This is a genomic window from Kitasatospora sp. NPDC054939 (assembly GCF_053610105.1).
Genome location: NZ_JBSGXP010000043.1, coordinates 19,785 through 33,768 on the forward strand (window position 1 = coordinate 19,785; position 13,984 = coordinate 33,768).

Here is a 13,984-nt window from a genome sequence, read left to right on the forward strand (position 1 = left end):
TCAGCCCGTTCGGCCGGGGTGGCGGTCGGGCCGCGCCGGGGCCTCGGCGGCGTCGTCGGTGCGGCGGGCCCGGTGGGGTTCCGGGTACCGGTCGGCGTGCCGGTCCGCGGGGTGGGCGCTCCGGTCCGGGTCGGGCTCCGGAGCGGCCTCGGTGAGCAGCGCGCGCAGCAGCGCCTCGTCGTCGGAGCGGAGGCAGCTGACGAAGCTGGTGAGCACCGCGCCCCGGTCGCTCTCGCCGTCCAGCACCTGGCGCATCCGGATGGCGGCGAGTCCGGCGCCGTCGCCGGCGGCCGACCAGAGATAGCCGCGGCCCTCGCGGACCCGGATCACGGACTGCTTCTCGTACAGCCGGGACAGGATGGTGATGACGGTGCTGTACGACAGGCCGCCGTCCAGCCGGTCCTGCACCCAGGTGACGGTGGCGGGTTCGGCGGCCTGCTGAAGGACCGCCAGCACCGCGGCCTCCAGCTCGCCGTGGGCGCGGCGGCGCGTCCGCGGGACTGCGCCCCCGGTCGGCTCCTGCGGCATCTGCGCTCCCCCTCCCGTCGGCGGCTGCTCGGACACCGGCCAGATCCTACCGGCGCGTCCGGCGGGCGGGCCGCCCCGCTGCGCCCGTTCCGGCCCGCGACTCGGCGCCCGCTCCGGCCTTCCCCGCTCCGCCCGTTCCGGCCCGCCGCGCCGAAGGCCCGCTGGTGGGAGGCCGTAGGATTGCTCTACAGTTTTGTAGAGATAACGCGCAGTCATCCTCGGGGCGGCTGCGCGCGATCCGGCCTGCGCGGCCCCCGCCCCGAACCCGTCCGCTGCCCGCCCCGCCCCCGCCCCCGTCGTCCCTCCCGAAGGAGAGCGTCCATGGTGTTCAACCGGCTGCTCGGCGCCCTCGGCGTCGGCGGCCCCGGTGTCCGTACCGTCCTGGACACGCCCGTGGTGCGGCCGGGCGGGGCGGTGGAGGGCCGGGTCGAGCTGGCCGGCGGCAGTCGCGGGTGCGAGGTCCGGGCGGTCGCCCTGCACCTGGCGGCCCGGGTCGACGACGACTGCGTCGAGACCGGCCCCGGGGGCCTCACCCCGTTCGGGGGCGTCCTCGCCGCCGGTCCGCTGGCGCTCGCGCCCGGCGCGGAGCTGGCGGTGCCGTTCTCCTTCGCCGCGCCGTACGGGTCGCCGCTGAGCGTGTTCGACGGCGGGCCGCTGCCGGGGGTGGCGCTGGGGCTGCGCACCGAGGTGGAGGTGGCCGGCGGCCGCGGCAGGGGCGGCACCGGCCTGCTGCACGTCTCCCCGCTGCCGGTGCAGCAGCGGATCCTGGACGCCTTCCGGGCGCGGGGCTTCCGGCTCCGGGGAGCCGGACTGCGGCCCGGCCACCTGCACGGCACCGGTCAGACGCTGCCGTTCCGCCAGGAGTTCGCGTTCCGTCCGCCGCCGCCGTACGCGGGGGTGTGCGAGGAGGTGGGGCTCACCCTTCTCGCCACGCCGTTCCGGGTGGAGGTGGTGGTGGAGGTCGACGGGCGGGGCAGCCTCCCGGGGCGCGGCGGGGAGCCGCCGAACCGCCACACCGTCGAGCACACGGTGACCGAGGCGGAGCTGTCGGAGCGGATCGACGGCTGGACGGAGCGGGCCCTGCGGCGCGGGACACGGCCGCGCGGCCCCTTCGAAGATCGGGTTTTGCCATTCGTTTACACTTTTGTAGAAGGCGGCCGCCCCGATGGGGCATGATTCGGTCACCGGAACGATCACCCTCTGACGAAGTCTGCAAAGGAGTCGCGGACCCCGCGATGGACGAGCCTCCCAGTTCCACCCGTGCCCACCCCCTCCCGACCTGCCCGCAGCCCGGGACGGGGGTGGCACGGTGACCGAAGTGCTGCTCCTGCTCCTGGCGCTGGCCCTGACCGCCGCCTGTGCGGTGTTCGTCGCCGCCGAGTTCTCCCTGACGACCGTCGAGCGCTCCGAGGTCGAGCGCGCCGCGGCGGCCGGGGAGCGCGGTGCGGCCGGTGCGCTCCGGGCCGTCAAGCGCCTCACCTTCCAGCTCTCCGGGGCCCAGCTGGGGATCACCGTCACCAGCCTGGTGATCGGCATGCTCGCCGAGCCCGCGGTCTCCGCGCTGCTGCGCGGCCCGCTGGAGGGCGTCGGCCTGTCCGCGGGGGCGGCGAGCACCGTCGCCCTGCTGCTCGGTGTCCTGATCTCCACCGTCGTCCTGATGGTCGCCGGCGAGCTGGTACCCAAGAACTGGGCGATCTCCCGCCCGCTGGCCGTCGCCAAGGTCGTGGCCGCCCCGCAGTACGCCTTCTCGGCGGCCTTCTCGCCGCTGATCGGGCACCTGAACAACAGCGCGAACCGGGTGGTGCGCCGCTTCGGCCTGGAGCCCGCCGAGGAACTCGCCTCCGCGCGCACCCCGCAGGAGCTGATCGCGCTCGCCCGGCACTCCGCCCGCGAGGGCGCCATAGAGCCGGACACCGCGGACCTCTTCGTCCGGACGCTGCGCCTGCGCGAGCTCACCGCGGAGAACGTGATGACCCCGCGGATCGACGTCCAGGCCCTGGAGGCCCGGGCCACCGCCGCCGACGTCGCCAACCTCACCCGCGCCACCGGCCTGTCGCGCTTCCCCGTCTACCGGGACAGCCTCGACCAGGTCATCGGCACGGTGCACATCAAGCACGCCCTCGCGGTGCCCGCCGAGGAGCGCTCCCGCCGCCGGGTGTCGACCCTGATGGCGCCCCCGCTGCTGGTGCCCGAGACGCTCACCGTCGACCGCCTGCTCGACCGGCTGCGCGGCGAGGAGACCCTCGCCGTCGTCATCGACGAGTACGGCGGCACGGCCGGCATCGCCACCCTGGAGGACATCGTCGAGGAGGTCGTCGGCGAGGTCAGGGACGAGCACGACCCCAACGAGATGCCCGACCTGCTCCACCTCGGCACCGGCCCCGACGGGCGGACCCACTGGGACGCCGACGGCATCACCCGCACCGACCAGCTGGAGGCGCTCGGCATGCCGGTGCCGGACGGCCCCTTCGAGACGCTGGCCGGCCTGGTCGCCGACCGCCTCGGCCGGATCCCGGTCGTCGGGGACACCGTCGAGGTCGCGGGCTGGCTGCTGCAGGTCCACAGCGTCGCCCACCACGTGGCCGAGCGCGTCCGGGTGACCGGCGCCGCGCCGGGCCGCGAGGACTCCGCCGAGGGCGACGGCCCCGCTCGCGGGGAGCGTGACCGGTGACCGCCGTCCAGCTGTTCATCGGCCTGCTCACCCTGGTGAGCAACGCCTTCTTCGTCGGCGGCGAGTTCGCCCTGATCTCGGTCCGCCGCAGCCAGGTCGAACCGCGCGCCGAGGCCGGCGACCGCCGCGCCCGCACCGTCATCTGGGGCCTGGAGCACGTCTCCGCGATGCTCGCCACCGCCCAGCTCGGCATCACCGTCTCCTCGCTGGTGCTGGGCGCGGTCGCCGAGCCGGCCATCGCCCACCTGCTGGAGCCGGGCTTCCACGCCCTCGGCGTGCCGGACGCGCTGACCCACCCCATCGCGTTCGTCATCGCGCTCACCCTGGCGACCTACCTGCACATGCTGGTCGGCGAGATGATCCCGAAGAACCTCGCGCTGGCCGCGCCGGAGCGCGCCGCGTTCCTGCTCGTCCCGCCGCTGGTCGCCACCACCCGGGCGCTGCGACCGCTGGTGTTCTCGATCAACGCCTTCGCCAACGGCATCCTGCGGCTGCTGAAGGTCGAGCCCAAGGACGAGGTCGGCTCGGTGTTCACCGAGGAGGAGCTGTCCCGCATGGTCAAGGACTCCTCGGACGCCGACCTGCTCAGCGAGCGCGACACCGAACTCCTCCAGGACGCCCTGGAGCTGGGCTCGCGCCCGGTCTCCGAGGTCGTCACCCCCAGCGCGGACGTGGTCTTCGCCCACCCCGGCACCACGCCCGAGCAGCTGGAGGAGCTGGCCGCCCGCACCGGGTTCTCGCGCTTCCCCGTGCTCGGCCCGGACAAGAAGGTCAGCGGCTACCTGCACATCAAGGACGCCCTGGAGGCCGACAGCCAGCGCGACCGGCCCTTCCCGCTGCGCGCCCTGCGGCCGATCGCCCGGGTCTCCGAGCACACCCCGCTCGACGACGTGCTCACCGCGATGCGCCGCTCCGGCACCCACCTGGCCGCCGCGGTCAGCGCCGACGGCATCGCGCTCGGCCTGGTGACCATGGAGGACGTGCTGAAGGAGCTGGTCGGCCCGGCGCCCGCCGCCGGCTGACCCGCCGCCACCGCCCGTGGGCGGGCCCGGACTCCCCGGGCCCGCCCACGGGCGTTCCGGCCCCCGAAGGAGGTCTGGACCACCGCCGGGCGATGGCCGGATCCGACCGCTGCGGACGGGCCCCCGCGGCGCCACCGTGGTGCTCCGTCCGGCCGTGCCGGCCCCCGGCGCCGGCCGTGCCGACGGCCCACCCTCACGGCGGCTGATCCGGCGCCGGCCCCGCGGCCCCGGCCGGCCGATCCGGCAGGAAGGTCACCTGCGGGGCGCCGGTGGCCGGGTGGACGGCCACCTCGGCGGCCACCCCGTAGACCTCGGCCAGCAGCTTCGGGGTGAGCACGTCCCCGGGCCGCCCGGCGGCGGTCAGCGCGCCGTCCTGCAGGACGTACAACCGGTCGCAGAAGCGGGCGGCGAGGTTGAGGTCGTGCAGCGCCACCAGCACGGTCGCGGGCAGCCGCCGCAGCAGGCCGAGGACGTCCAGCTGGTGGCGGATGTCCAGGTGGTTGGTGGGCTCGTCCAGGACCAGCAGGGCCGGCTGCTGGGCGAGGGCGCGGGCGATCAGCACCCGCTGCCGCTCGCCCCCGGAGAGCCGGTCGACCGGGCGGTCCGCCAGCCCGGCCGCGCCCACCGACCGCAGGGCCCAGCGGACGAGCTCGGCGTCCCCGGGGGTGTCCGCGTCGAGCAGCCGCTTGTGCGGGGTGCGGCCCATCGCGACGACCTCCCGGACCGTCAGGTCGAAGTCCGCGCCCGGCTCCTGCACCACCGCGGCCAGCGTCCGGGCCAGCGTGCGCACCGGCAGCCGCCAGGCGTCGGCGCCGTCCACCCGGACCTGCCCGTCCGCCGGGCGCAGCACCCGGTAGACGGCGCGCAGCAGGCTCGACTTGCCGCTGCCGTTGGGCCCGACCAGGCCGACCACCTCGCCCGGCCGGGCGGTCAGCGACACCTCGCGCACCAGGCGGCGGGCGCCGGCCGTGAGGGTGAGGCCGTCGACCCGGAGCTCGGCGGCGCTCATCGGGCCCCCCGGTCCGCGGTGCGGGCGTCGCGCCGCAGCAGCCAGAGGAAGAACGGGCCGCCGCACAGCGCGGTCAGGATGCCGACCGGGATCTCGGTCGGGGCGGCGACCGTCCGCGCGGCGATGTCGGCCCAGACCAGGAACACCGCCCCGGACAGGGCTGCGGCGGGCAGCACCCGGCGGTGGTCGCCGCCGACGAACAGCCGGACCACGTGCGGCAGGATCAGCCCGATGAAGCCGATCGGCCCGGCCGCCGCGACCAGCACACCGGTGACCAGCGACAGCAGGACGAACATCCGGGCCCGGAAGCGGGCCACGTCCAGCCCCAGGGTGGTGGCCGACTCCTCGCCGGCCAGCAGCAGGTTCAGCGAGCGGGCCTGCAGCAGCAGGACGCCGGTGCCGAGCAGCAGGGCGGCGCCCGGCAGCCAGAGGGTGGCCCACTGCACGCCGCCGATCCCGCCGAGGGTCCAGGCGAGCACGGCCCTGGCCTCGTTGCCGCGGTCGGCGGTGAGCAGCAGCAGGTCCGTCACGGCGGTGAGGACCGCGGCGCAGGCCACCCCGGCCAGCACCAGCCGCACCGGGGTGATCCGTCCGCCGGCCCGCGCAGTGGCGTAGACCAGGAGCAGGGTCAGCAGCGCGCCGGTGAACGCGGCGGCGGACAGCGAGAGCGGCCCGAGCAGGCCGACCCCGAAGACGATCACCGCCACCGCCCCCAGCGAGGCGCCCGAGGACACCCCCAGCAGGTACGGCTCGGCGAGCGGGTTGCGCACCAGCGCCTGCAGGGCGGTGCCGACCACGGCCAGCCCGGCGCCGGTGACCGCGCCGAGCAGCACCCGCGGGGCACGCACCTCCAGGACGATCGTCTCGCGGGCCCGCGACCACGAGGGCTCGACCCAGTCGGCGCCCAGGGCGCGGGTGACGATCCCCCAGACCTCGCCGGCGGGCACCGGCACCGAGCCGATGGCGAGCCCGGCCGTCAGCGAGAGCAGCAGCAGTGCCCCGAGCGCCGCCAGCGCCAGCGGGAACGGCACGCGGCCGCCCCGGCCGTCCCCGTCGGGCGCCCCGCGCGGGGCTCCGCCGCCCGCAGGGTCGGCGGGCGGCGCGTCCGCGGGGGTGCGGGCGGGGGTGCCGGCGGTCACCGGAACCGCTCGGGGTGCAGGCCCCGGGCGAGGTCCTCCACCGCGTAGGGCGGCCGGACGCCGACCAGGGTGGCGGTGAGCGGCAGCACCACGAACCGCTTGTTGCGGATCGCGGGGACGTCCGCCAGCGCCGGCTGGGCGAGCAGGAAGTCCTGCTTCTGCTGCACGGTGCCGGCGTCCGCGTAGTCGTAGACGGCGATCACCTCGGGCCGGCGCTCGACGACCTGCTCCCAGGAGGCGTCGCCGAACACGTCGTCGAGGTCGGCGAAGACGTTGCGCCCGCCGGCCAGCCGGATGATCTCGGTGCCCAGGCTCCGGCCGCCCGCGGTGAACGGCGCCTTCTCCCCGCTGTCGTAGACGAACACCGGGACGGCCGGTGCTCCCTGGACGGCCTTGCCGGCCGCGTCGATCCGGGCCCGCAGGTCGGCGACCAGCCGGTCGGCCCGTTCGCGCACCCCGAAGATGCCGCCGACGGTGCGGATCTCCTCGTAGGCGTCCTCCATCGTGACCCGCTGCTTCCCGCAGTACTCGCGGTTGAGATGGGTCCTGATCCCGGCGTCCTGGAAGGCCTTGCGGGACCGGCCCTCCTTCTCGGCGAACGCGCTGCCGTAGCCGCCGTACACGAAGTCCGGCTCGGCGTTGAGCACCGTCTCGAAGGAGGGCTCCTTCGGTGCGAGCTGCCGGATGCCCTTGAAGTCCTTCTCGTGCTGCGGCAGGACGGCGGAGTCGGGGAAGGCCGTCCCGACGATCCGGTCCCTGAGGCCCAGCGCGAGCATCAGCTCGGCCGGGTGCTGGTGGATGGTGACCACCCGGGCGGGCGGCCGGTCGTAGGTGGTGGTGACCCCGCAGTTCTCGACGGTCACCGGGAAGCCCGGGGCCGGGCCGGTGCCGGCCGCGCCGTCGGCGGCGGTGCCGGCGCCTCCGCAGCCGGCGATCAGGACCAGTGCGGCCGCGGCGACCGCGGTCCGGGTGCGGCGGTGCGGTGCGGGCGGGGGAGAAGGGAAGCCGGGCAGGCCGACGCTCACGTGATGCCTCCTGGGGAGTCCGCGCTCCTCGGAACGGGCCCGCGACAGGGCAGTGTCCTGACTCCCAGGTGCGGCGCCGCCGCCCCTGCCGTGCCGGGCACGCGGGGCGTCGGAGGGCCGCACTCCGGTCACAGTGGCGGGACCGTGCCGGATTCGCACCGGCTTCCTGATCTCCCGTCGCGGCGATGACGCGGTGATGCTACTTTTCGCCGGCCGTCCGGGGAAAGGGCGTGCGGATCAACGCCGCGCGCCCCCTGACGTGCCGTCACTCCTCCCGGACGGCCCGGACGATCAGCCGTTCGGCGTTCTCGTCGTACGGGCGGCCGTCGAAACCGCCGAACACCTCGATGCCCGCGAACCCGGCTCCGGCGAGCATCGCCCGCAGCTCCACCGCGCTGTAGACGAACCACACCAGGCTCGTCGGCGGCGCCGCGCCGGGGCAGGCGGAGGACGGCCACGCCGAGCACGCGGGATGGCCTGCCGCACCGTCGACCCAGTCCGCGGGGTCACCGTGACGAGCGCGTGCGGTCCCGCACGCGCGCAGTGGCAGGTCTTCGAACTCGCGGGCGCGGCCCCGGACGGGGGCCTCCTACCGGCCGTCGCTTCCCGGGACGGGCCCAGTGCTGAAGACGGCTGTCGTTCCCACTCACCGCTGCGGGACAGTCCCGGATTCGCACCGGGTTCCCTCTTGCGACGCGCCGCGGCGGGGCGGCGCGAACCGACTGCAGGGCCCAGCGTAGGCGCACGATCCGGGCCGCGACAGGGGGCGGAGCGCGGTTGGCCGGTTCTGGCCGGGACACGTCAATGGTCCAACCGTCGTGCGGTGGCCCGGAGTTCACCGGAGTCCCCGGGCGGGCACCCAACCGGAGGCATCGGCCCGCGTGCCGCCCGGCAGCCGGGCACCGCGCCGGTAGCTTGATCGGGGACCGGGGGCAGGCGACGACGGGACGGACCCACATGAGCAGCGGGCAACTCGATCTCACCGGACTGCGGCGGGTCTACGGCCGCCCGGGCAGCCGGCTCTTCTACGGACTGGTGTGCCGCAACGCCCGGCACTGGGGCTGGACCGAACCCGGCCAGTCCAAATGGCGCTGCTGGCGCGCCCAGCGCCGACTGGAGGACGTCCTCGGACGCAAGCTCGCGCTGCCGGTCGGCGCCTCCGTCCTCGACCTGGGCTGCGGCTCCGGCGTGGTCGCGCAGGCCATGGCCGCCCGCTTCGGCCTCCGGGTCACCGGGGTCGACGTCCTCGACTTCCACCTCGCCCAGGCCCGCCGGCTCGGCAGCCGCTCGGCCCTGGACGAGCGCACCAGCTTCCACTGGGGGGACTACCACGACCTGGAGTTCCCGGACGGCTCCTTCGACGGCGCCTACTCGATGGAGACGCTGGTCCACTCCTACGACCCCGAGCGGGCACTGGCCGAGTTCTTCCGGGTGCTCCGCCCGGGCGGCCGGCTGGTGCTGCTCGGCCCGATCGGCCGGCCGCCGGAGACCATGACCCCGCACGGACGGGCCGTCATCGAGCGCTACCTCGACGACATGGCCTTCCCCGGCCCCCGGCGCTACCACACCGGGAACCTGGGGCAGCTGCTGGAGGCCGCGGGCTTCCGGGTCGAGGAGGAGCTCGACGCGACCGACCGCTACCTCCCGACCGCCGAGGCGCTCCACGCGTACTTCCTCCTCCCGTACGCCCTGCTGGACGCCGTCGGAAGGGCCGACCGCTGGCTCGGCCTGCGCTCGGTGGTCGAGATGTACCGGGTGAAGGAGCACATCTCCTGGTACGTCCACACCGCCGTCAAACCGGGCTGACGGCGCACCGCCCCCCGCGGACCGGAGGGTGCGCGGAGGGCGGTGCGGGTGTGGCGGTGGTGGTGCCGGTCGGGCGGCCCCGGTCAGGTGGCCGAATCGGTCGGGCAGGGCGGCAGGGTCGACGGCCCGGGACCGGTCGCACAGGTCGGGGTCGCCGTCCGGGGCACCGTGGTGGTCGCCGTGGCCGCCGTCGTCGCGGTGGTCGCGGTGGCCGGGGCGGTCGCCGTGGTGGTGGTGGTCGTGGTCGTCGTGGTGGTGGTGGCGGTCGTGGGCGTGGTGCCGGTCGGCGTGCCGGTCCCGGTGGACGGCGCGGTGGTCGTCGTGGTGGTCGTGGGCGTGGTGCCGGTCGGCGTGCCGGTCGTCGTGGTGGCGCTGCCGCTGGTCGGCCCGGTCGACGTCGCACCCGAGGTGGTGCTCGTCCCGGTCGCGGAGCCCGTCCCGGAGGTGGTGCCCGTCCCCGAACCGGTCCCGGAGGTGCTGCCCGGGGCGGAGGCCGACGTGGTGACCGGGGTCATCGGCGCGGCCGGCGGGATGCCGGGCGTCAGCGGCTCCTTCGGGGCCGGCACGGTCTTGTCGACCACCTCGACGGTCGCCGTCAGCCGGGCGAAGAAGCCGCCGGTCTGGACGTTCACCAGGATCAGCTCCTTCACCGGAGCGGGCGCCGGGGCCACGATGATCAGCGAGGTCGGCTTGAAGCCCGTCCAGGCCTTCCCGGTGTACTTGGCGTCCGACACCAGCTTCGGCGGCCCCAACGGGTTGCCGCACCCGCACCGCACCCGCGGCACGCCCTGGGCGTCGACCAGGACGGCGGTGCCCGCCTGCAGGGCGGACTGGTAGCCGACCGCCGCACCGCTCTTGTAGCTGTGGTTGGTCACCCGGGTGTCGACCCGCAGGTACGCGGTGGTCAGCGAGCGCATGTACGAGGGCACCTCCGACTGCTGGATGCCCTGCGCGGACGCCCACGCCTGGCCCTTCGAGCCGGTCGACGTCTGGCTGATCAGCCGTTCGGTGTCACAGCTGGGCCGCTCCATGGTGCCCGCGTAGAGCCCGTTGGACGAGCCCTCGACGGTGCGGATGCCGGCCGCCGTCGTGGTGGTGGCCGCCCCGGGGGTGGTGGGCCCGGACGTCGGAGCGGTGGACGCCGGGGGAGCGGTCACGGCCTGGGTCTCCACCGAAGGGGTGAACGGGTCCGGACCGGCGTCCGAGGAGCTCTGCAGCGCGATCTCGTTGGCGGCGGGGATGGCGTCGCCGTCCTTGCTGCCGCTGTTGACGATCAGCACCGTGCCCACGGCGGCCAGCACCGCGACGGCGGTGACCCCGCCGATCCACCGCCAGGAGCGCCACCAGGGCGTGCGCCCGCCGGGCCCGCCCGGCGGGGGGCCTCCGGTCGGGGGCGGACCCGAGCGGGGACCCGACGGCGGTCCGGACAGCGGTCCCGAGGGCGGGCCGTACGGACGGCCGGGCCCCGACGGCGGTTGGGAACTCATGGGGACTCCGTTTCGCAGACGGTCGGCGGACGCGGCCGGAACCGGCCGCCACCGGTACTCCTTTCTGCCCCGGCTCCCCAGCGGCCGCAACAGCAGGCGCAGTTGCCCCGCACCGGCCGCGCGGACCCCGGCGGGCGCCCGGAGGCCGCCCGCCGGGAGCGGCGGCGCGGCCCCGCACCGGCGGAACCCGGCACCCCGGCACCCCCCGTCCGGGCGAACGGGACCGCCCGCGGACCGCGCACCGGCCCGTCGTGGGCGAGGCTGGGACCGGAGGGGGAACCACCGGCGGAGACCCAGGAGCCCGCATGCGCCAGGAGCCCCCCAACGAAACGGCCCGGATCGGGGCGGCCGACCCCCGCCGACCCGCAGGCACCGCCGCGGTGCCCGGCCCGCCCGGGTTCGTCCGCGGCTGGCTCGACGCCCTCGCGGTGGTCGCCGCCGGATTCGCCGCCATGGCGGCCGTCGCCGCCCTCGGCCTCTGGCTCGCCGACGCCGACCGGCTCCCCGCCGGCTCGTTCCCGTCCGTGCTCGCCGCCGTCCTCGCCCTCGCCGTCGGCGGCTCCGTCCAGCTGGACGGCGGGGCCGGCTTCTTCGCCGAGGTCGACGCCGGGATCACCGCCATGCCGCTGACGGTCAGCCTGGTCGGCGCCCTGGCGACGGTCGAGGTGTTCCTGCGCCAGCTGCGCTTCCGCGCGGTCGCCCACGGCACCGAGCTGCTCGGCCGCATCCTGCGGATCGCCGTGCTCTGGCTGGTCGCCCTCGCCCTGATCACCGCCGCCGCCCGGCGCACCTTCGTCGTGCAGCTCGGCAACGAACTCGTCGACACGCTCGGCACCGCCCTCGGCCTCACCCCCGAGATCGGCTTCCACGCCGACCCCGCGACCACCCTCGGACTCGGCCTGCTCTGGCTGCTGGTCGTCCTGGCCCTCGCCTTCGCGGTGTCCCGGCGCGCCCCGCTGCCGCCCACCCTGCTGCCCTACCAGCAGGCCGTCCGGCCGGCCGCCTCCGCCCTGCTCGCCGTCCTGCTCGCCTACGTGCTGATCGGGCTGGTCGCCGGCCTGGTCGCCGCCGGGGTGCGCGGCAACGCCCGGGAGACCGTCGCCGTCCTCCTGCTCGCCCTGCCCAACCTGGCCTGGCTCGGTTTCGGCGTCGGCCTCGGCGCCGAATGGCAGGGCCACCTCAGCGGGGCGATCGGCCTGCCGATGCCGCCGGTCCTCTCCGAGGTGCTCCGGACGGAGGACGGCCGGGAGGTGACGGTGAGCCTCGGCACCCTCGCCGAGCAGGACGCCCGGGCCTGGTGGCTGCTTCCCGTCGCGGCGGTGCTGATGCTCGGCGCCGGCGTCCTGGCCGCCCGCCGCTCGCCGTACGGCCTGCCGCTCTGGCGGCACGCCGTACGGGTCGGGCTGGCCGCGGCCGTCGCCATGCTGCTGGTGGGCGTCTGGTCACGGGTCTCGGCCGACTACGGGCTGTCGGTGCTGGGCGTCGGCACCGGTGAGGACGAAGGCGAACTGGCCGACCTGCTCGGCCTGTTGCCCGGCGGCAACACCGCCACCGGACTGGCGAACGGCTCGCTGTCGCTGCAGCCCCGGCTGCTGCTCGCGGTCCCGCTGGCGGCCGGCTGGGGGCTGCTGGCGGGCCTCGTCGGCGGTGCGCTGGCGGGCCGCAGCGGCCCGCGCGGCGAGGTCCCGCCCGCGGACCGGCAGCCGTAGGGCGTGTCTGACAATTCGCGCCCGGCGGGAATCGTCAGACACGCCGTAGGCCGCGCGGCGGCCTCACCAGGCGGGCGGAGTGGAGCTCGGGCGTATCGACGCGGGGTCGACCACCGGCGCGGCCCAGTCCGGCACCCCCGGCAGGCCGCGGGGCGCCGCGCCCACGCCGGCCGCCACGCTCGGCACCGGCTCGGTCGCCGGCCCGCCCGCCTGCCACGGCGCGGGGTGCCGGTGCCCCGGCGCGAGCGCGGCGCGCAGCTCGTCCACGAACTGCAGGCAGCTGTCGAAGCGCTGGTCCGGCTCCTTGGCCAGCGCCCGGGCCACCACCGCCTCGACCGACTCCGGCAGGCCGGGGCGGTGCGCGCGCAGCGAGGGCGGCGGGTCGTTGAGGTGGGCCCAGAGGATCGCGAGGTCGCTCTCGCGCTGGAACGGCGGCCGGCCGGCGACCATCTCGAAGACCACGCAGGCGAGGCTGTAGAGGTCGCAGCGGCCGTCCACCGGCTTGCCGGAGATCTGCTCCGGGGCCGCGTAGTCGAGGGTGCCGACGATCTGGCCGACCGTGGTCAGGCCGCTCAGCGACAGCGACTTCTTGGTGAGCCCGAAGTCCGTCAGGTAGAGGTGCTCGGGGTGCTCGCTGTCGGTGCCCGCGGCGACCAGGATGTTGCCCGGCTTCACGTCCCGGTGGACCAGCCCGTGCAGGTGGGCGGCGTCCAGCGCGGAGGCCACCTGCTGGGCCAGCCGGGCCGCCCGGTCCACCGGCAGCGGACCGTCCCGGCCGATCAGCGCGCGCAGGTCCCGGCCCTCCACGTAGCGCATCGCGATGAACAGGATGCCCTCGCTCTCGCCCGCCTCGAACACCGGGATGATGTGCGGGTGGTCGATCGCCGCGGCGGCCTCCGACTCGTGCACGAAGCGCTGGCGGAACACCTCGTTGCGGGCCAGCTCGGGCGCCAGCAGCTTCATCGCGACCGTCCGGCCGAGCCGCAGGTCCTTCGCCCGGTAGACCACCGCCATGCCGCCGCGGCCGATCTCGCCCTCCAACCGGTAGCCGGCCAGCTTGCGGCCGACCATGCCGGACGGCAGCCCGGGGAGCGGCTGCGGCTCGGTGGCGGGCGTGTCCCCGGTGGCCGCGGCCGGTGGCGGTGGCGGCGGGGGCGGGGTCTCGGCGGGCACCACGGTGACGGGCCGCGGCGGTGGCGGTGGCGGGGGTGGTTCCTCGGGGGTGACCACGGCGGTGGGCGGCGGCGGCGGTGGGGGCGGGGCGTCGGGCGTGACCACGGCGGTGGGCGGTGGCGGCGGGGCCGGTTCCTCGGGGGTCACCACCGCGGTGGGGGGTGGCGGTGCGGGTTCGGGCGGTTCCTCGGGGGTGACCACGGCGGTGGGCGGCGGGGCTTCGGGCGTGACGATGGCGGTCGGGGGTGGCGGTGGGGGCGGGGCGTCGGGGGTGACCACGGCGGTGGGCGGCGGCGGAGGGCCGGGGGCGACCACGGCGGTCGGCGCCTCGGGCGGGGTGTCGCGCGCGGGCGGCCGGTCGTCCTCCTCCGGCGGGCCCGGGGTGGTGGGCGGGTCCTCGGGGTCGGGCTCGGGG

General features: G+C 76.2%; 12 protein-coding genes and 2 riboswitches. Of the genes, 5 read left to right on the forward strand and 7 right to left on the reverse strand.

Features of this window, described 5'->3' with window-relative positions; translation table 11 throughout:
- A complete protein-coding gene (locus tag ACWGB8_RS15015; RefSeq protein ID WP_452213736.1) occupies positions 1-564 on the reverse strand; it encodes a BlaI/MecI/CopY family transcriptional regulator in 564 nt (187 codons plus the stop codon).
- A gap of 285 nt (positions 565-849) precedes the next feature.
- Between ACWGB8_RS15015 and ACWGB8_RS15020 the strand changes: the two genes are divergently transcribed.
- The 3 genes from ACWGB8_RS15020 (at position 850) to ACWGB8_RS15030 (ending at position 4,221) form a co-directional block, all read left to right on the forward strand.
- On the forward strand, positions 850-1,704 hold the full coding sequence (locus tag ACWGB8_RS15020) for a sporulation protein (RefSeq protein ID WP_452213737.1): 855 nt from the start codon (positions 850-852) through the stop codon (positions 1,702-1,704).
- Between the two features lie 133 nt (positions 1,705-1,837).
- Positions 1,838-3,199, forward strand: a complete 1,362-nt coding sequence (locus tag ACWGB8_RS15025; RefSeq protein WP_452213738.1) for a hemolysin family protein — start codon at positions 1,838-1,840, stop codon at positions 3,197-3,199.
- Positions 3,196-4,221 carry a hemolysin family protein gene (locus ACWGB8_RS15030; protein WP_452213740.1) on the forward strand — a complete coding sequence of 342 codons (1,026 nt, stop codon included), beginning with the start codon at positions 3,196-3,198 and terminating at the stop codon, positions 4,219-4,221. Before ACWGB8_RS15025 ends, ACWGB8_RS15030 begins: the two co-directional genes overlap by 4 nt.
- 193 nt (positions 4,222-4,414) lie before the next feature.
- Here the strand turns inward: ACWGB8_RS15030 and ACWGB8_RS15035 are convergent, their stop codons facing one another.
- The 4 genes from ACWGB8_RS15035 to ACWGB8_RS15050 form a co-directional block, all read right to left on the reverse strand.
- A complete protein-coding gene (locus tag ACWGB8_RS15035; protein ID WP_452213742.1) occupies positions 4,415-5,230 on the reverse strand; it encodes an ABC transporter ATP-binding protein in 816 nt (271 codons plus the stop codon).
- The gene (locus ACWGB8_RS15040) at positions 5,227-6,261 is read right to left on the reverse strand and encodes a FecCD family ABC transporter permease (RefSeq protein WP_452213769.1); all 1,035 of its coding nucleotides are present in this window, start codon (positions 6,259-6,261) and stop codon (positions 5,227-5,229) included. The genes ACWGB8_RS15035 and ACWGB8_RS15040 overlap by 4 nt, the downstream gene beginning before the upstream one ends.
- Before the next feature lie 104 nt (positions 6,262-6,365).
- On the reverse strand, positions 6,366-7,394 hold the full coding sequence (locus ACWGB8_RS15045) for an ABC transporter substrate-binding protein (RefSeq protein ID WP_452213743.1): 1,029 nt from the start codon (positions 7,392-7,394) through the stop codon (positions 6,366-6,368).
- A 32-nt stretch (positions 7,395-7,426) separates the two neighbouring features.
- A riboswitch (cobalamin riboswitch) is annotated at positions 7,427-7,596 on the reverse strand.
- A gap of 63 nt (positions 7,597-7,659) precedes the next feature.
- Complete coding sequence (locus tag ACWGB8_RS15050; RefSeq protein ID WP_452213745.1) at positions 7,660-7,806, reverse strand: hypothetical protein; 147 nt, start codon at positions 7,804-7,806, stop codon at positions 7,660-7,662.
- Positions 7,807-7,922: 116 nt separating this feature from the next.
- Positions 7,923-8,133: riboswitch (cobalamin riboswitch) on the reverse strand.
- A gap of 218 nt (positions 8,134-8,351) precedes the next feature.
- On the opposite strand from ACWGB8_RS15050, the gene ACWGB8_RS15055 reads away from it, so the two are divergent.
- Positions 8,352-9,200 carry a class I SAM-dependent methyltransferase gene (locus ACWGB8_RS15055; RefSeq protein WP_452213746.1) on the forward strand — a complete coding sequence of 283 codons (849 nt, stop codon included), beginning with the start codon at positions 8,352-8,354 and terminating at the stop codon, positions 9,198-9,200.
- Between the two features lie 83 nt (positions 9,201-9,283).
- On the opposite strand, the gene ACWGB8_RS15060 is transcribed toward ACWGB8_RS15055, so the two are convergent.
- Positions 9,284-10,687, reverse strand: coding sequence for a DUF6777 domain-containing protein (locus tag ACWGB8_RS15060; RefSeq protein ID WP_452213748.1), 1,404 nt, complete (start codon positions 10,685-10,687; stop codon positions 9,284-9,286).
- Positions 10,688-10,992: 305 nt separating this feature from the next.
- On the opposite strand from ACWGB8_RS15060, the gene ACWGB8_RS15065 reads away from it, so the two are divergent.
- The gene (locus ACWGB8_RS15065; RefSeq protein ID WP_452213750.1) at positions 10,993-12,396 is read left to right on the forward strand and encodes a streptophobe family protein; all 1,404 of its coding nucleotides are present in this window, start codon (positions 10,993-10,995) and stop codon (positions 12,394-12,396) included.
- Positions 12,397-12,459: 63 nt separating this feature from the next.
- Here the strand turns inward: ACWGB8_RS15065 and ACWGB8_RS15070 are convergent, their stop codons facing one another.
- Positions 12,460-13,467 carry a serine/threonine-protein kinase gene (locus ACWGB8_RS15070; protein ID WP_452213771.1) on the reverse strand — a complete coding sequence of 336 codons (1,008 nt, stop codon included), beginning with the start codon at positions 13,465-13,467 and terminating at the stop codon, positions 12,460-12,462.
- Positions 13,468-13,984 lie beyond the last annotated feature (517 nt).